Below are 17263 nucleotides of genomic sequence, written 5' to 3'. Positions count from 1 at the left end.
TTCCTCCTCTGAAGTTAGCAATGTCCCTACTCTTGCTTCCTAATACGTATGAACCTGTTTTACGTTTCTTTAAGATAATAGAATTTATATGTTTTCAGCAAAGCGATTATCTTTTAGTTATTTTTTGGACAAAGGCTCGTATACATGGTAGTACAAACTGTAAAAATGATGAGGGGGAACGTGACCATGAGAAAGATCCAATCTTTGCGTACGGTATCGGCAGCTGCGCTGCTGAGCATTCCTATGGTATTGTCAGGCTGCGGCATGTTTGGAGCACAGTCTTCCGAAGCTGTTGATCCACCACCGCCCATCCAGGAAGCAGCGATGATTCAAGCGGCCGAAGGGAATGGAGCACTCGCAATGCTCCCGTTAACGACGGTATATCTGCAAGACCAGCAGGGGCTGCTCGCTCCGGTATCCCTGACACTTCCTTCTGGAACAGATGCCAGCAGTCCAAAGACAGCACTGGATACACTTGTCACAGGCGGGGCCTATGCGGGCATGCTGCCTGAAGGGTTTCAGGGCGTTCTCCCACAGGGAACGGTTGTACAGAATGTAACGATTCATGCGGATGACAAGCTGGCGGTCGTGGAGTTCTCGGGTAATTTTGCCAAGTATGATGCGAAGGAAGAACGGAAAATGCTAGAAGCTGTTACGTGGACATTAACGGGAACACCTGATGTGGAGAATGTGCAGATCTGGGTCGATGGTAAAAAGTTAACGCAAATGCCGGTGAATAGCACCCCGTTGCCTGAACCGCTGAATCGGGCTGTGGGAATCAATCTGGATCTGGGTGATGCGTTTGTGACCAACAGCAGTCCAGTAACGGTCTATTTCTCCGCTGCTTCCCCAGCAGGCATCCAATATTATGTTCCGGTTACACGTCTGGTTACACCTGGTGAAGATCGGGTACAGGCAGCATTGAATGAGCTGATCAAGGGACCTGACAAAGGCGGAGAACTGGAAGAGGTCATGACAGGCGGAACGGAGCTGCAATCGGTCAAAACGGCAGAGGATGGCACGGTCACGGTTGCGCTTAAAGATGATATGTTTGCCGAAGGCGATATCGTGCCAAGCGAGCTGTTACAGTCTGTCGTATTAACGACTGCAGAGAATACAGCCAGCAAGAATGCCAAAGTGCAGATCGAATGGAACGGCCAAAAAACGGTCATGGGTGACGACAACAGGGATTACAGTGCACCTGTTTCCAAGCCTGAATATATCAACGAAATTCCGATTTAATGAGCAAGGAATGCTTAAGGATGCTTTTAACCGAACTCTTTGGTAAAATATAAGGGATTAGTAAAAGTGTGAACAAGCTCAACATTACAGGATGCTTAAGTCGTAGGAGGCAGAAAAATGAGATCAAACGGACGAACCAGCGAACAGCTGCGCCCGCTGAATTTAACAGTGAACACGAATAAATACGCCGAGGGCTCTGTACTGATTGAAGTTGGAGATACAAAGGTGATCTGTACAGCTACAGTAGAGGAACGTGTACCTCCCTTTATGAAAGGGCAGGGTAAAGGCTGGGTAACAGCGGAATATTCCATGTTGCCACGTGCAACACATACCCGGAACCAACGTGAAGCCAATCGTGGCAAATTAACTGGACGCACCATGGAGATCCAGCGTCTGATTGGTCGGGCACTGCGCTCGGTAGTGAATTTGCAGGCTCTTGGTGAGCGTACCATTACCTTGGACTGTGATGTTATTCAAGCCGACGGAGGCACACGCACAACGTCCATTACGGGTGCGTTTGTAGCGCTGGCGCTTGCCGTGAACAAAATTTCCCAACAACACAAACTGCAAGTGTTCCCGATTACGGATTTCATTGCAGCGGTAAGTGTGGGTGTTGTGGGAGAACAGCCTGTTCTGGATCTGAACTATGATGAAGATTCCAAAGCCAAGGTAGACATGAACCTGGTGATGACAGGTGGCGGTAAATACGTCGAGCTTCAGGGAACAGGTGAGGAAGCACCATTTGATCGCCGTGAGCTGAACGCCATGTTGGAACTTGGCGAGCAGGGGATTTTGGAGATGATCGAGCGTCAAAAAGAAGTGCTTGGACCGATTGCGCTTAAGATCGGCGCGCGTGGATTAGGGGAAGCGTAAGATGAGTTTGGACAGCCCAATCCTCATTGTCGCAACCCGCAATGCGGGTAAAGTCCGTGAATTCGCTCATGCTTTCGCACCGCTTGGCAAAGAGGTCAAGAGCATGTTTGACTATCCGGAGCTGCCGGATGTGGTGGAAGATGGCGTAACGTTTGCGGAGAATGCCTGGAAGAAAGCCAAGGCGGTTGGTGATGCGCTTGGTTTGCCTGTTCTGGCAGACGATTCAGGACTTTGCGTAGATCTGTTGGACGGGGAGCCGGGAGTATATTCAGCGAGATATGCAGGCGAAGAAGCAACAGATGCACAGAATAATGCGAAGTTGCTGGAGACACTGGAATCGTTGAAATCCGGTGAGGACACCGAGCAACCGCTACTGAGTCCAGCTCGTTTCGTCTGTGCGCTGGTACTGTACGATCCGACAACGGGTGATAAGTATGAATCGGAAGGCACTGCGGAAGGCTGGATCACGGCTCAAGCTGCAGGTACTGGCGGTTTTGGATATGACCCACTCTTCTATGTACCTGAATACGAGATGACGATGGCGGAGCTTACGCTCGAGCAAAAGCAGGCGATTAGCCACCGTGGTCATGCGCTGAGAGCGCTTGTATCCAGACTTGAAGGCTGAGACTAAACGAAACATTCTGATTTAACTTCATGATATGTGAACATCAAAGCGTTAATGGAAGGACAGAAGCATTCCGATGGGATGGTTCACCCGCCATTAACGCTTTTTGTGTGAAATGAAGTGTTTGATCCGGTTTGGCGAAGGTCCATCCATATACCTAATTGAAGATAGCTATTTCTGCGACTATATATCAGAACGTATGTTCCTGTACCTACATCAGAAATGGTTCACATTGCATGATTGGGAATCTCATTGGGACTGGAGTTGGAAGAAGTTGCAAGCCTTGTGTGGTATGGGTTAACATTCAAATTAACGAATCATGTATGAACCTTAAACGGAGGGATCTACTCATGCAAGAAGTGAAGCTTGTTGTATCCTACGATGAATATGAGGACGGCATTCGTATGGAAAAATTAATTAAGGAACTGGCAGCTAAACCGGAGGCCAGCTCACTGGAAAGTCTGGTCATCGGAGATTGGGGACAGGCTTATGAAAATTCACCTGACGAGTTCATAGGTACGCTAGTCGAGTCAGCTCCAAGCTTTCCTTCATTGAAGAAACTGTTCATCGGGGATATGGGATACGAAGAGTGTGAAGTATCGTGGATTATTCAGACGAATCTTACCCCACTGTTGGGTGCTTTTCCAGAATTAAAATCCTTCTCGGTAATGGGCAGTAGCGGTCTTAGTCTAGAACCGCTCCAGCATGCCAAGCTGGAAGAATTGATTATTATATGTGGCGGTCTCCCGAAAGAAGTGTTATCTTCAATCACCCATGCCGAGTTGCCTGAATTGCGTAAACTGGAACTGTACTTGGGTGTGGATAATTATGGTTTCAATGGATCACTTGAAGATGTACTCCCTTTGCTAGAAAAAGGATTATTTCCAAAGCTGGTTTACTTGGGTCTGAAAGACAGTGAAATTCAGGATGAGATTGCCAAAGCAGCAGCTGAAGCACCTATTCTGGATCAACTTGAAATACTGGATCTATCGCAAGGGACGTTGTCCGATGAAGGGGCTGAGGCGTTGCTTGCCAGTGACAAGATCAAGAAACTGAAACATCTTGATCTAAGTTACCATTACATGACCAATGAAATGATCCGTCGCTGGAACCAATCGGGTATATCTGTAGATGTTAGCGACCAGCAACAGAGTGATGAGGATGACTGGCGCTATCCATCGTTAACGGAATAGTCGATGTCAGGTGTAAAGGAAATGAATGAAAGCCTGCATCAAACAATAGATGTACCTGATCCAACACGAGATCAGCCCTTATTATTGATTGGAAATCCTAATAACCGACGAACCCAAGGGATGCAAGAGGCCAGGCATAGATTGGGTTTGAAACCTGCGGTTGTACTGCCATATGCTCAATTGCTTCAGAACTGGAGACACGGCGGAACGATCGCTGATACAGTTGATTCCAATCTGCCTGTACCCTTGATTCGAATTGATGCTCCTGGTGAGGATTGGGAAGTGGAACGTGAGCTACTGTTCCTTGGAGCTATGAACGATACGCCAATGTCAAAATTAACATTAAAGGATGGAATGGGTACAGAAGCATTTTCCGCAGAACAGGCACTTGCATTGGAACAGGAGTGGGGAAGAATCTACGCTCCTGCCCAGTGGTTTCGTGGCTGGAAAGCATGTTTGGATCGAATTGGCCGTGAGTCTCGGGAAATATGGCCTGAAGTCCGATTTATGAATGATCCTGATGACATCCAATTGATGTTTGATAAAAGACAGTGTCAGCAGCATTTATCCTCACATGGGGTTCGAATCCCTCCAGTGTTAACCTCTTCACAGCCGATTCGAAGTTACACCGATCTGCGTACAGTTATGAAGTATGCCGGTATGAACCGAGTGTTTGTAAAGCTCGCAAGTGGCTCAGGAGCCTCAGGCGTTGTCGCGTATCAAGTTAATCCCCGAACAGGTGATGAAATCGCTGTAACGACGATGGGGATGGAACAGACACAGGGCAAGACGATTTTTTTCAATGAAGGACGTCTACGCAAGTATACCTGCAGTGAAGAGATTGCTACGCTGATGAACTGGTTATGTGTAGAAGGTGCACAGATTGAACGGTGGATGCCCAAAGCCACGCTTGATCAACGGGCCTACGATATTCGCCAACTGGTTGCGGGTGGACAGGCAGGTCATGCGATTATGCGGCTGAGTCGTACCCCGATTACCAATCTGCATCTGCGCAATGAACGAATGCTGCCTACCGAAGCAGGGCTGGATGAACAGCGGATGTCGCTAGTTCGAACGGCAGCGCAAGCAGCCATGTCTGCATTTCCCAACTCGTGGTCAGCCGGGATTGATGTGATGCTTACTAGTGGTTCGAATCCGCGTGCCTATGTGCTGGATGTGAATCCGTTTGGAGATCTGTTATACAGGGTCGAGCATCATGGCCTCGGAACCTATGAGTGGGAAATGGAACTTTTACGAAAGGAGCCTATTCAACATGCCTGATATGAACACCATCGTGGGCTCCCATGATCTGTTAATGATTACGCTGGATACGTTACGATATGACGTAGCCAAGCTGGAAGAGGAGAATTGTCCTAATCTGTGTGGTACGGGTCCGTGGGAGAAGCGTCATACCCCGGGCAGTTTTACATATGCAGCGCACCATGCTTTTTTTGGTGGTTTTATGCCGACCCCTGCCAATACAGATAAGGCATCTCATGTACGGCTGTTTCATTCCCGGAATACCGGACTCAAGACACATCCTCACACATGGCTTTTTGATACACCGGATATCGTATCCGGGTTCGCAGCCGAAGGTTACCGTACAATCTGTATTGGCGGCGTCATTTTTTTTACGAAAAAAAACCCACTTGCGAAAGTATTGCCCGGCTATTTCCAACAGAGCTACTGGCGAATGAACTTTGGGGTAACCAACCCCAAATCGACAGAACATCAGGTACAGCATGCATTAAAGCTGCTTGAACAGACGGCGCCGGATGAAAAGATATTTATGTTTTTGAACGTGTCTGCCATTCATGGTCCGAATCGTTACTTTGTAGAAGGAGCCAAGGAAGACTCGGTGGAGACTCAACGGGCTGCACTTCGATATGTAGACGAGGCTCTTGGGCCATTGTTCGAGGCGATGCGAAAACGCGCCCGGCCTGCGTATTGCCTGGCTTTTTCCGATCATGGTACAGCTTACGGTGAAGACGGGTATCAAGGACACCGGCTCGCACATGATGTCGTCTGGACGGTACCTTATCGTGAATTTTTAATATAGAGACAGGAGGAAACCGATGGATAAACAATCGCAACATACAACAACAGGCCATTCCACACCGTCTGGATCCAACATAACTACAGGTCTCAGTGAAGTACTTGCCTTCCCGTATCGTTCTTACTTATATTCATACCCGCACAAGACCGCATATCGGGAGCTTGACCCACCACTACCGTTGGGGCCACTCTGGGAAAAAGAGAATACGGATACGTATTTTCTATATATGCACATTCCCTTTTGCGCTGCCCGTTGCGGATTCTGTAATCTGTTCACACTGCCGGATCGTCGGGATGATACCCATGAACGCTATGTGGATGCGCTGGAACGTCAGGCGAAGCAGTGGGCACCTATTACATCTCGAAGACCGTATTCGCGGTTCGCGATTGGTGGTGGAACGCCTACATTATTGAATGAGGTCCAGTTGAACCGTCTGTTTGATATTGCTGAACATGTGATGGGACTGGACCCCTCGCAAGCATCAATCTCAGTGGAGACGTCGCCAGATACGGTTACGGAAGCCAAGCTGTCCATTATGAAGGAACGAAGTGTAGATCGTGTCAGTATGGGTATTCAGAGTTTTATTGAAGCTGAGGCATCCGCCATCTATCGTCCGCAAAAACCGCAGGAGGTCGAACGAGCGCTTGAGAAGCTTACTCGTTATGATTTCCCATTGTTGAATCTGGATCTGATCTATGGTTTGCCTGGACAAACGGTTGAATCGTGGATCTATTCACTGGAAAGAGTGTTGGCCTATGAGCCGGGCGAAATCTTTATCTACCCCTTGTATACACGGGAAAATACGATCGTGAAGCCTGATGATATTCGCCGTCAGGGACCGGACATTCGGATGGAGCTGTATAAAGCAGCACGTGAGACTTTGAAAAGTAAAGGTTATGTGCAATATTCGATGCGCAGATTTGCCAAGGAACAGTCATCATCCAAAGTGCTTCTGCCATACAGCTGTCAGGAGGAAGGCATGGTTGGTCTGGGATGCGGCGCACGCTCTTATACGAGTGAAGTACACTATGCTTCCAAGTACGGCGTGAGTTACAAGGCCACACAGAGCATCATAGCCGATTATGTGGCGACTGAGCGCTACGATGTGGCGGATTATGGTATCGTGTTAAGCCGTGAGGAACAGAGACGGCGCTTTATTTTGAAAGCCTTGCTGCATCGGGAGGGATTGGCGTTGTCTGACTACCACCAGCGATTCGGTACCGATGTGATGTCCGACTATGTCTGGTTGGCTGAACTGTTGACAGAAGGTATGGCGCAGCTGGAGATCAATGAGAGTAATCAGGTACTGCGTCTGACAGAAGAAGGACTGGGTTACTCCGATGCGATTGGAGATTGGCTTATATCTGCCGAAATTCGTGAACAGATGGAAGGGTTTGTTTTCTCATGAGAGCGACTTTGTATTATCGGGGGAAGTTGTCTTCCTGTAACTACGACTGTCCATACTGCCCGTTTAGCAAGACAGTGGATTCCAAAGAGACGTTGGAAGTGGATGAAATACAATTGCGTCAATTTGTGAATTGGGTGAGGGAACAGGAAGTTGAGGGGCACCAATTTTCGATTTTCTTCAATCCCTATGGTGAAGCTTTGGTGCGTCGGTGGTACCGGGAAGCGATGGTTGAGTTGTCACATATGCCACATGTGGATAAAGTTGCGATTCAAACGAACCTGTCCGTCAAGCTGGATTGGGCAAGGGAGCTGGATGAGAATAAAGCAGCCTTTTGGGCGACGTATCATCCTCGTGAGACGAAAGAAGCTTCTTTTGTAAAACAATGTCTAACGTTGCGTCAGATGGGGCTTGCTTTCAGTGTCGGTACTGTCGGACTCCGCAGTGCATTCCCCGCAATTGAGTCCATGAGACAGGCTTTACCGGATGATGTATACATGTGGGTTAATGCCTTCAAAGATCGGCCCAAGTATTACACGCCGGAAGAGATTCAGTTTTTACGCGGGATTGATCCGCTTTTTGAAGGAAATCTGCAGGATTATGAGAGCTTGGGCAAACGTTGTGCTGCCGGTTCAGAAGTATTTTATGTGCAAGGGTCGGGGCATGTGAAGCGGTGTTACAAGGATCGCCGAATTATTGGGCATCTGTATCGCGATGGTCTGCAAGCTTTGGCCGCGGATCGACCTTGTCGCATGAAAAAGTGTGGTTGTTACATCGGTTATATTCATATGGAAGATTCCCCGTTCAGAGAAACGTTTGGCAGTGGGTTGCTTGAACGGAATCCTGTATTGATCAACCGTTAGATGTAACGGATAGACTATTTTTAAATGGATAAAGACTTTACACCAGCAGATGTTTCTGGGTAAGGTCTTTTTTTGTTTGGGTATAAAGATTCAAAAAACATGGTTTTGGATATAGAAAATGTAGTATATTGTCGATTTTATATAAAAAAATCGTTAAATATAGTATTGGTAGATACTAAAGACCTATTTTTGGATGTGTGAATGTGCTAACATATTTTAATTAGTTTCAAATTTAACCATTTCTATATTCCGCAAAAGGAGGGAAGATCTTCGAAGAGTCTTACTACATAAATCATAGAATGCAAGTCATTTTAAGCACACGGGGGAAACGAAAATGAAGAGAATTTCCATTAGTCGTAAATTACTGTTAGGTTTTTTGTCGGTACTTATTTTATTGGTAGCTGTGGTTGTGATCTCGTACACGCAATTTCGTTCAGTGGAAAGAACGTATACAGATTTAATCAAAGACCGTACAGCTAAACTACTTGTTATTAAAAATATGGTTATTGATGTGAAATCCTTGCAGGTGGAGTTGCGAAATTTCGTGGTGGAAGACAATGATAAAAGTGCGCAGGATTTTCAGTCTTTTTATGAGGATTATCAAAAAATAAGCGATGAATTACGAGCGGAAGTTACAACCGAAGTAATGATTGATCTTCTGGATCGTTCAAGCGAGATTTCAGAAGAATATTATGCCTACGCTCAAAATGTGATGGACTTAAAAAGACAAGGAAGAAGCAATGAGATTACAAGATTAATACTCGAAACAGGTCCAGAAATTGTGTCCAGGTTCGAGCAGAGTATCAGTGCCTTGGAGCAGCATCAGCAAAGTTCGTTGGATACCGGAATCGTCAATGCAAATAAACTTATTCATAACGTGCTCCTATATATCGTGATGATCGGGATAGCATCTATTGTTCTGGGAACAGTAATCGCACTGTTCATGGGCAGAATCATCTCCAAACCCGTTGCATATGTAGCCAAAGTTGCTAGGCAGATTGCAGATGGAGATCTGACAAGTGAGGCCATTGTGATTCGTAACCGAGATGAGATCGGGGATCTGGCTCAATCCTTTAACGATATGATGGTTAACTTGCGTCAACTAATCCATCAGGTGGGGAACAATGCGGATCGCGTTGCGGCTTCTTCCGAGGAATTAACGGCAAGTACAGAGCAGACCGCCTCGGCGACTGAACAGGTCGCTGTTACGATGGAAGAGATTGCGACCGGTATGGATACACAGGTGAGAATGGTTGGAGACGGATTCCATACCATTAATGAATTATCTACGGGTTTTCAACAAATGACGGAGAACACGCAGAACATGTCGGATGAAGCGACCAATGCATCAGCCAAAACTGTGTCTGGTAACGAGGCAGTTCAGTCCGCTGTTGGACAGATGAATTCTATTCATCAGACCGTTCAGACCCTTGCGGCGGTTATTGAAGAACTGGGCAATCACTCTCAGGAGATTGGACTCATGGTGGAGAGTATATCTGAAATATCGGCCCAAACAAATTTGCTGTCTCTGAATGCAGCCATTGAAGCTGCAAGAGCAGGCGAGCATGGTCGTGGATTCGAGGTAGTTGCTACCGAGGTACGTAAGCTGTCTGACCAATCGGCGAAATCAGCTGAACAGATCAGCACACTTGTTGCTGCCATTAACAAAGGCATGAGTGATGCAATGCAATCCATGGGAGAAGTAACCGCGGAGGTTCAAGAGGGTATAGAGCTTGTTCATAGAGCAGGTGGGACTTTCGAAGAAATTCGTGAAGCTGTCAGCAATGTAGCTGGTCAGACTCAGGAGGTATCTGCATCCATTGAACAAATGGCAGCGGGTGTGGAGCAGATCAATGTGTCCATGAAGACAATCATGGAAGTAACAGAGAATGCGGCTGCTGGAACAGAGGAAGTCAGTGCAACATCAGAAGAACAACTGTCTGCGATGCAGGAGATTGCTTCAGCTGCTAATGATCTTTCGTCTATGGCAGAAGGGTTACAGCAGTCATTGAGTCAATTTAAAGTGTGATGATGGATGGTTCCAGTGTGAAATTCAGCATACATGAATGTGTATAACAAGAGGGTGTCAGTGAGAACAACAGTTATGCTGTTCTCCTGACACCCTTTTTTGATGAATGAGAGATCAGAAGGTCATTCTAACGAATAGCAACTTTATATGTCTTCAACCAGGAATTGATCTGAGTCAGATATGCAAATAGCTGGGGACCCGACATCAACTGTCCGAACCAGGGAAGATTGGAAGCAGCATCTGGTGAAGATGCAAGATTGCGGATCTGAGCTTTGTCGATTAAAGGCAAGATAGGCGATGTGGGATCATCCAGGATATCAAGTACCTGTTGTTTGACCGCAGCCAGATATTGTGGATTATGTGTTTTCGGGTACGGGCTCTTTTTGCGATATAACACATCGTCAGGCAGGACACCTTCGAGTGCTTTTCGCAGAATGCCTTTTTCCCGCCCGCCCGTTATTTTCATTTCCCAAGGGACGTTAAATACATATTGGATCAGACGATGGTCACAGTAAGGTACCCGTACTTCCAATCCCGCCCCCATACTCATCCGGTCTTTGCGATCCAAAAGTGTAGGCATGAAACGTGTAATGTTCAGGTAGGACATCACCCGCATTTGTGCAGCTTTGCCCGTTTCCCCATCCAGAAGAGGCACTTCAGCCACTGCATCCGAATAACGGTCTGCCAGATAGTCGAGTGGTCGAATCCATTCCCGAATATCCGGGGATAACAACGCTGCTCGCATATCAGGTGCTACAGACCACGGAAACGTACCGGAGTTCAGCATATCTTCTCGATGGAACCAGGGGTAACCGCCAAACACTTCATCCGCTGCTTCGCCTGAAATGGCAACGGTGGCCCCTTTTTTGATTTCTTTACAGAACAAATAGAGCGAGGAGTCTACATCTGCCATACCTGGCAGATCCCGCACAAGCATGGCTTGTGTCAGTGCATGAATCAGTTCTCCGTTCTCAATCTCAATCCAGTGATGGTCGGTCTTGAGTTCATCCACCATTCGCTTAATCCAGGGTCCATCTGCACCCGGCTGAAAGGAATGCGCCTGGAAATGCTTGGCGTTATCCACATAATCGACAGAATACGTACTGATTTGGCCTTGCCCGGTTCGCTTGTAATAATCAACGGCTAATGCAGACAAGGCGCTGGAGTCCAGTCCTCCTGATAAAAGAGAGCATACTGGAACATCCGAAGCCAACTGGCGCTCCAGTGTATCTTGCAAGAGAGAGCGTACCTCTGCTGCCGTCTCTTCCAGGTTATGTTCGTGGTTCTGGCTTTCCAGTTTCCAGTAGGCATAGGTTCGGATACCGTTTCGGTTATAGATCAGCGCGTGCGCAGGCTTGAGTTCGCTTAGTGAAGAGTATACGCCGTGTCCTGGTGTCCGTGCAGGCCCTACGATAAAGACTTCAGCCAATCCTTCCGGGCCAACAGCGGCTTCCACATCCGGGTGAATGAGCAGAGCTTTGGGCTCTGAGCCGAATACGAGTGTGTCTTTGGCATTGCTGTAGAACAGAGGTTTCACGCCAAGGCGATCCCGTGCGATAAAAACCTGTTCGCGACCCCCATCCCATATGGCAAAAGCGAAAATACCGTTAAACCGGTCCACGCATGCCGGTCCCCATTCGATATAAGAGGCGAGCAACACTTCCGTATCACATTGCGTACGGAACTGATGCCCCCGCTGGAGCAATTCCTTTTTCAACTCGGGTGCATTGTATAGTTCTCCGTTATACACGACGGTATAGGAGGTATCTCCCTGTAACGCATGCATGGGCTGTGCCCCGTTCTCGGGGTCCATTACACTAAGACGCCGATGTCCAAAGGCACAAGGATTGGAGATCCATGTACCTGAAGCGTCGGGCCCCCGGTTCGACAAGCTGTCCGTCATACGGACCAGCAGCTCTGATTCCTGGGTCAGATCCCGATTCCACTGTATGAATCCGGTAATACCGCACATGGTTTGTTCATCCTTTCTTGGTCGAGTCATTCATCCGTATGGCTGCTTGAATTACTGACAGCCAGCAAATGTTGTCTTTTTCGTCAGAAGTCGTATCAAATATATGCCGAAAGCAGGCATAAAATGTCTGTCCTCTTCGGAAACTAGTTCTAGGGACAACGGCCTCAACATGCCTGTGAAGGAGAGAACATGCAATGGACAGTATGAAGTATTATGTGTCTGTCATGGGCCGCTCCGTTATTCCGGATCCATCTGTAACATCGTATGAATGGATCATTCAGGCAACGCCACAGGAAGCGGAGCAATTGCTGGGACTGCTCAATCTCATGCAGGAAAAGGAGGAAGAGGCCTTTCCTGGTATGGTATTCCCTTGGCCAGATACACCGGAGGAGTCCGTAAACCGGGCGTATGAAACGGTATTACAACAGGTGTATCGGGAGATTTACCGATTGGGCACACCAGAGACACGATACCAGATTGAACAAAGTACATGATAAGCACATAGGAAAAGGAGCGCGATGACGAATGTATGCCATTCAAGATGCCAAAATACGCAGATTAACAGAGGTAGATGGATTGTCCTGTGCAGAGGTTGAAGTGCAGCCCGGAAATGCCGGAGACCCGTCATTACTTGTATACGTGGCCTCAACACAGCCCGGAAATTCGCTGGAAGTCGTTCGAATTGTACGCAATCACTCCGATTCGGCGATTGACTGGTATAACAATAATATGCATACCGCATTTGAAGAGGCGACAGAAACCGCATTTGAGAACAGCGAAGGCATTACTGCCGAAGAAGATAAGGCTCGGTTTCAGAGTGAGCTGTTTGCCTTTGGTTTGCTGGGTCCAACACTTCAGCGGTACCTGGTTGGACAGGCTTAACTGGGCCCTCCAGCATCACATGTCACATGTGATGCTTGCGAGACAGAAGCTCAACGTTGAACTTTATGTACACAGTGATCTGTTGCTGTAACTGCATGTGTAACTGTAAAACCCCGCCGTTATTGAACGGCGGGGTTTGTCATGCGAGGTCAGATCAGGTTGAGATGTGATTAAGCATACTCACGTAACACTTGAATGCCTTTGACCACGTTATATACAAAGCTTAATCCGTAGATCACAAAGAATAGAATGACAAACCCGACGGCAGAACCCAGGCTGTGCGCAGTCACGAAGAAATAAAATAACGGAATAGCAGCGAGAAACGGGAATACATGTGAGAATAAAGCGCGTTTCGCGTGTCCCTCAATGTAATCATCCTTGGCAACAATCCATATAATGATTGGAAACAGGAACGGGGCAAAGAAAATACTAAAATAGGATAGGGCTGATAAAAGTTGTCTCATGACGATTCTCTCCTTCAATGGAACATTGAAATGTATGTATGCAAAAGATTACCCAGCAATTCTGACATTGAACATGTCTTATGTTAATCCTGCTCTAATTGTTCCAATCTCCTCAATATAGCCTGGTTCAAGCTATCATATTCCTGAAGGTAATGGAGTATGAGAATAATACCGAAAAGTACATTTTTGAACCCGCATTGAAGTGTAATTATTAATTTTTTTATAAAACTATTGAAAAATCTAGAAAACAGAGTATAATAAGAACCGCGCCGAAAATTTATTATACATATTTGTCTCAGTAGCTCAGCTGGATAGAGCAACGCCCTTCTAAGGCGTCGGTCGGGGGTTCGAATCCCTCCTGGGACGTAAAAAAAAGAAAACTTCCTTTGGGAAGTTTTCTTTTTGCGTTCAGAGGAAGAGAACTGCCAATGGTTCGTCGGAGTACAACAAGTATATAAAAGGAAAAAGAATCATGTTTAAAAGATTCAAAGCCTGATCGGATCGAAAAAAAATATGTTGAAATCGCTTTAATTTATGCTAGAATAGCAGTAATAAAGGATTGTGACCGGTCACGCGGGCAATGCCTAAAATAATTAGAATATCATTATGCTTAAATGCATGGTGCTATTTTAACTATTTTAGGCATTTTTTGTTGAAACTAACATGAAGGTGGTGCATAAGCAATGATGATTATTGAGAAAATTCTCAACAACAATGTTCTTCTGACCAAAAATCTTAAAAATACAGAAATGATTGTAATGGGAAGAGGGATTGCCTTTAATAAATTGGCAGGAGACACTGTCGATGAGGATAGAATAGATAAAATTTTTATGCTGAATGAAAATGAGTTCATCGCCAAATTAACTGAACTGTTAAACGATATACCGGTCTCGCATCTGGAAGTGGTTAATGAAATCATTATTCACGCCAACGAGGTACTTGGTACTGTACTAACGGACAATATTTATATCACCTTAACAGATCATATCCATTTCGCCATTCAGCGGTATGAAAAGGGAATTGAACTGAAAAATGCTATGTTGTTTGAGATCAAGCGGTTTTATAAAAAGGAATTCGAGATTGGACTGGATGCTCTGAAACTCATTCAAAACTCACTTGGTATTTCATTAGGCGAAGATGAGGCTGGATTTATTGCACTTCATATCGTGAATGCAAGTATAGATAGTGATGAGATGAAATACACGTTAAAAATGACGGATATGGTCCAAAGTATTTTAAATATTGTTACGTACCATTACCGCATTGTACTTGACGAGTCCTCAGTTAATTATTCAAGATTCGTTAGGCATCTACAACATTTTGCGATGCGTGTACTCCGAAAAGAAGTCATTCAAAGTGGGGAAGAATTTTTATTTAATCAAGTGAGAATGACGTATGCCAAAGCGTTTGAGTGTACGCTGATTATTAATGATTACTTGGAAAATACGTATCAGCAATCCCTGAGCAAAGACGAGTATGTATATTTAACAATTCACATTCATCGTGTGACGGAGAGAAGCAACTTTTGATTAATAGAATACAAACCTCCATCTGGGGTTAGGGTGTAACTGGTAGTGCAGGCAAAACCTAAACTGATGGTGAAACGGGTGTGTTTTTTCATGCTCTTTTCACCACGAGTTTAGGTTTTTCTTGTCTGTAGGGGGAAGGCCGCGTACGGGCTCATTCTCTAAACTACAGTAACTTGTGAACCTGAGACTATAAGATGCAAGACAACAAACTATAAGAGGAGTTCTGAGCATGAGCGATCCAAAATTATCTTCAAAAATTATCACTCTCGTTGGCGGGGAAGCCAACGTCAATTCGGTTTTCCATTGTGCTACTCGCCTTCGATTTAAGTTGAAAGATCGTGATAAAGCTGATAAAGCCGCTTTGGAATCCACTCCAGGCGTTATTACAGTTGTTGAGAGTAGCGGACAGTTTCAAGTAGTCATTGGTAATGACGTCGGTAAGGTCTATGATCAGATCATGGAGGAAACGGGTTTGGGGAACACGGATATGAATTCGAGCAAGTCTGACAAATCGTCAGAAAAAACAAATGCACTCGGCAAAGCTGTGGATATTATCTCAAGTATTTTCTCTCCGATTCTTGGGGCCTTGGTGGGAGCGGGGGTATTAAAAGGTTTACTGACACTTATTGTGTCATTGAACTGGATCGATCAAGCTGGTGGCACATATCTGATTTTGAATGCTGCTTCTGATAGCGTGTTCTATTTTCTTCCTGTATTCCTTTCAATAACAGCAGCACGCAAATTCAAGGCTAATGTTTTTGTATCAGTGGCGGTGGCAGGGGCACTTGTATATCCTACAATCGTTACCGCTGTTAGCGGAACAGAGAATCTTAATTTTTTGGGAATACCGATTATTCTGGTTAGCTATACCTCCAGTGTAATTCCAATAATATTGGCAGTATGGGCACAATCCTATGTTGAGAAATGGTTCAACTCATTGATTCACCAGTCGCTTAGAAACATTTTGGTTCCGATGCTGTCTCTACTCATCATTATTCCATTAACGTTTCTTGCCTTCGGACCTGTAGGAAACCTGATTAGTGAGGGACTGGCAGTTGTGTATACCTGGACTTACAATTTAAGTCCTCTCTTAGCAGGATCAATCGCGGGGGCATTCTGGCAAGTTTTTGTTATCTTCGGTGTTCACTGGGGATTTGTCCCCGTAATGCTTAGTAACATAGCTACTATTGGTTATGATACGATGTTGCCGATGCTGAGTGCTGCGGTTATTGCTCAAGTAGGCGCAGGTTTTGGTGTATTCTTGAAAACCAAAAATGTTCAATTGAAGGCTGTGGCGGGTTCCAGCACACTGGCTGCTGTATTTGGGATTACAGAGCCTACGATCTACGGCGTAACGTTAAAACTGAAAAAACCTTTCATTTATGCTTGTATTGCGGGGGCTGTCGGCGGAGCTATTATCGGTATGGGTGGAGCAGAAGCAGTTGCATTCGTCCTGCCTGGACTGTTGGCGCTACCTACTGTAACCAGCGGATTCTTATCTCTAGTAATTGGTTTACTGGTTTCTCTTGTACTTTCCATTATTCTTGTTTATGTATTTGGATTTGAAGATCCGGAGCCAGAGACTCAAACTGCATCGGAAACGACAACTGTAAAAGCAGGAGCTACCCAAGTGAAAAAAGAAATCATGTACAGTCCCTTACAAGGTAAAGTACAACCATTAGAAACACTACCGGATGAAGCCTTTGCCTCAGGTGCCATGGGGCAGGGGATCTTAATTGAACCTTCAGAAGGAAGATTGACTTCACCGGTGAATGGAACAATTACGACAGTCTTTCCAACGGGACATGCCATTGGTATAACGTCGGATGAAGGTGCAGAAATTCTGATTCATGTCGGTGTGAATACTGTACGACTCAAAGGAAAACATTTTGAGAAGCAGGTTCAGGAGGGAGATCGTGTAGAACGAGGACAACTTCTGTTATTATTTGATATCGAGCAGATTAAGGCTGCGGGTTATATTACAACAACTCCAGTTATTTTAACAAACTCCTACAAATACCTGGATGTTTTGAAAACCGCTGAAGCAGAAGTGAAGAATGAAGATTACCTGATGACAGTGATTGCCTAAGCCGTTGGATGAGTGATTGTTTTGCATAAAACGGAAGATCG

At 45.8% G+C, this 17263-nt stretch carries 15 protein-coding genes and 1 tRNA gene; 14 read left to right on the top strand and 2 right to left on the bottom strand.

Features of this window, described 5'->3' with window-relative positions:
• Nucleotides 1-186: 186 nt before the first annotated feature.
• The 9 genes from HF638_RS12350 to HF638_RS12310 all read left to right on the top strand — a co-directional run bounded on the left by HF638_RS12350 (nucleotide 187) and on the right by HF638_RS12310 (nucleotide 10286).
• Nucleotides 187-1242: a GerMN domain-containing protein gene (locus HF638_RS12350; RefSeq protein WP_169480477.1), complete on the top strand. Its 1056-nt coding sequence runs from the start codon at nucleotides 187-189 to the stop codon at nucleotides 1240-1242.
• Nucleotides 1243-1359: 117 nt separating this feature from the next.
• The gene (gene rph, locus HF638_RS12345; RefSeq protein ID WP_017692572.1) at nucleotides 1360-2115 is read left to right on the top strand and encodes a ribonuclease PH; all 756 of its coding nucleotides are present in this window, start codon (nucleotides 1360-1362) and stop codon (nucleotides 2113-2115) included.
• A 1-nt stretch (nucleotide 2116) separates the two neighbouring features.
• Nucleotides 2117-2740 (top strand): XTP/dITP diphosphatase, encoded by a 624-nt coding sequence (locus tag HF638_RS12340; RefSeq protein WP_169480476.1) that lies wholly within the window; start codon nucleotides 2117-2119, stop codon nucleotides 2738-2740.
• Between the two features lie 350 nt (nucleotides 2741-3090).
• Complete coding sequence (locus tag HF638_RS12335) at nucleotides 3091-3933, top strand: STM4015 family protein (protein ID WP_169480475.1); 843 nt, start codon at nucleotides 3091-3093, stop codon at nucleotides 3931-3933.
• Nucleotides 3934-3954: 21 nt separating this feature from the next.
• Entirely contained in the window at nucleotides 3955-5214 is a 1260-nt protein-coding gene (locus HF638_RS12330) for an STM4014 family protein (protein WP_169480474.1), read from the top strand.
• Complete coding sequence (locus tag HF638_RS12325; protein ID WP_169480473.1) at nucleotides 5207-5992, top strand: STM4013/SEN3800 family hydrolase; 786 nt, start codon at nucleotides 5207-5209, stop codon at nucleotides 5990-5992. The genes HF638_RS12330 and HF638_RS12325 overlap by 8 nt, the downstream gene beginning before the upstream one ends.
• A 16-nt stretch (nucleotides 5993-6008) precedes the next feature.
• The gene (locus tag HF638_RS12320; protein WP_169480472.1) at nucleotides 6009-7397 is read left to right on the top strand and encodes an STM4012 family radical SAM protein; all 1389 of its coding nucleotides are present in this window, start codon (nucleotides 6009-6011) and stop codon (nucleotides 7395-7397) included.
• Nucleotides 7394-8257, top strand: a complete 864-nt coding sequence (locus HF638_RS12315; protein ID WP_169480471.1) for an STM4011 family radical SAM protein — start codon at nucleotides 7394-7396, stop codon at nucleotides 8255-8257. Before HF638_RS12320 ends, HF638_RS12315 begins: the two co-directional genes overlap by 4 nt.
• Nucleotides 8258-8591: 334 nt before the next feature.
• Complete coding sequence (locus tag HF638_RS12310) at nucleotides 8592-10286, top strand: methyl-accepting chemotaxis protein (RefSeq protein ID WP_169480470.1); 1695 nt, start codon at nucleotides 8592-8594, stop codon at nucleotides 10284-10286.
• A 127-nt stretch (nucleotides 10287-10413) separates the two neighbouring features.
• Here HF638_RS12310 and asnB read toward each other — a convergent pair whose 3' ends face one another.
• Nucleotides 10414-12258, bottom strand: coding sequence for an asparagine synthase (glutamine-hydrolyzing) (asnB, locus tag HF638_RS12305; RefSeq protein WP_169480691.1), 1845 nt, complete (start codon nucleotides 12256-12258; stop codon nucleotides 10414-10416).
• A gap of 194 nt (nucleotides 12259-12452) precedes the next feature.
• Between asnB and HF638_RS12300 the strand changes: the two genes are divergently transcribed.
• Nucleotides 12453-12752, top strand: coding sequence for a hypothetical protein (locus tag HF638_RS12300; protein ID WP_145325243.1), 300 nt, complete (start codon nucleotides 12453-12455; stop codon nucleotides 12750-12752).
• Nucleotides 12753-12783: 31 nt separating this feature from the next.
• A complete protein-coding gene (locus tag HF638_RS12295) occupies nucleotides 12784-13140 on the top strand; it encodes a hypothetical protein (protein WP_062837823.1) in 357 nt (118 codons plus the stop codon).
• Between the two features lie 170 nt (nucleotides 13141-13310).
• Here HF638_RS12295 and HF638_RS12290 read toward each other — a convergent pair whose 3' ends face one another.
• Nucleotides 13311-13604, bottom strand: coding sequence for a magnetosome magnetite crystal formation protein family (locus HF638_RS12290; protein WP_017692583.1), 294 nt, complete (start codon nucleotides 13602-13604; stop codon nucleotides 13311-13313).
• A gap of 292 nt (nucleotides 13605-13896) precedes the next feature.
• Here HF638_RS12290 and HF638_RS12285 point away from each other — a divergent pair.
• From HF638_RS12285 to HF638_RS12275, 3 genes are all read left to right on the top strand, one after another.
• Nucleotides 13897-13970: transfer RNA gene (locus HF638_RS12285), tRNA-Arg, on the top strand.
• Nucleotides 13971-14290: 320 nt separating this feature from the next.
• Nucleotides 14291-15133 carry a BglG family transcription antiterminator LicT gene (gene licT, locus HF638_RS12280; protein ID WP_169480690.1) on the top strand — a complete coding sequence of 281 codons (843 nt, stop codon included), beginning with the start codon at nucleotides 14291-14293 and terminating at the stop codon, nucleotides 15131-15133.
• Nucleotides 15134-15362: 229 nt separating this feature from the next.
• A complete protein-coding gene (locus HF638_RS12275) occupies nucleotides 15363-17222 on the top strand; it encodes a beta-glucoside-specific PTS transporter subunit IIABC (protein WP_169480469.1) in 1860 nt (619 codons plus the stop codon).
• The last annotated feature ends 41 nt before the right edge of the window (nucleotides 17223-17263 follow it).

The sequence above is a fragment of the Paenibacillus sp. SZ31 genome (assembly GCF_012912005.1).
Lineage (GTDB): Bacteria > Bacillota > Bacilli > Paenibacillales > Paenibacillaceae > Paenibacillus.
Note: the sequence above shows the minus strand (reverse complement) of the source record. Positions and strands in the feature narration are given on the sequence as shown.

Bases quoted from the DNA above. Each gene is read 5' to 3' on its own strand.
- HF638_RS12350 (WP_169480477.1), top strand. From the start codon at position 187: ATGAGAAAGATCCAATCTTTGCGTACGGTATCGGCAGCTGCGCTGCTG.
- rph (WP_017692572.1), top strand. From the start codon at position 1,360: ATGAGATCAAACGGACGAACCAGCGAACAGCTGCGCCCGCTGAATTTA.
- HF638_RS12340 (WP_169480476.1), top strand. From the start codon at position 2,117: ATGAGTTTGGACAGCCCAATCCTCATTGTCGCAACCCGCAATGCGGGT.
- HF638_RS12335 (WP_169480475.1), top strand. From the start codon at position 3,091: ATGCAAGAAGTGAAGCTTGTTGTATCCTACGATGAATATGAGGACGGC.
- HF638_RS12330 (WP_169480474.1), top strand. From the start codon at position 3,955: ATGAATGAAAGCCTGCATCAAACAATAGATGTACCTGATCCAACACGA.
- HF638_RS12325 (WP_169480473.1), top strand. From the start codon at position 5,207: ATGCCTGATATGAACACCATCGTGGGCTCCCATGATCTGTTAATGATT.
- HF638_RS12320 (WP_169480472.1), top strand. From the start codon at position 6,009: ATGGATAAACAATCGCAACATACAACAACAGGCCATTCCACACCGTCT.
- HF638_RS12315 (WP_169480471.1), top strand. From the start codon at position 7,394: ATGAGAGCGACTTTGTATTATCGGGGGAAGTTGTCTTCCTGTAACTAC.
- HF638_RS12310 (WP_169480470.1), top strand. From the start codon at position 8,592: ATGAAGAGAATTTCCATTAGTCGTAAATTACTGTTAGGTTTTTTGTCG.
- asnB (WP_169480691.1), bottom strand. From the start codon at position 12,258: ATGTGCGGTATTACCGGATTCATACAGTGGAATCGGGATCTGACCCAG.
- HF638_RS12300 (WP_145325243.1), top strand. From the start codon at position 12,453: ATGGACAGTATGAAGTATTATGTGTCTGTCATGGGCCGCTCCGTTATT.
- HF638_RS12295 (WP_062837823.1), top strand. From the start codon at position 12,784: ATGTATGCCATTCAAGATGCCAAAATACGCAGATTAACAGAGGTAGAT.
- HF638_RS12290 (WP_017692583.1), bottom strand. From the start codon at position 13,604: ATGAGACAACTTTTATCAGCCCTATCCTATTTTAGTATTTTCTTTGCC.
- licT (WP_169480690.1), top strand. From the start codon at position 14,291: ATGATTATTGAGAAAATTCTCAACAACAATGTTCTTCTGACCAAAAAT.
- HF638_RS12275 (WP_169480469.1), top strand. From the start codon at position 15,363: ATGAGCGATCCAAAATTATCTTCAAAAATTATCACTCTCGTTGGCGGG.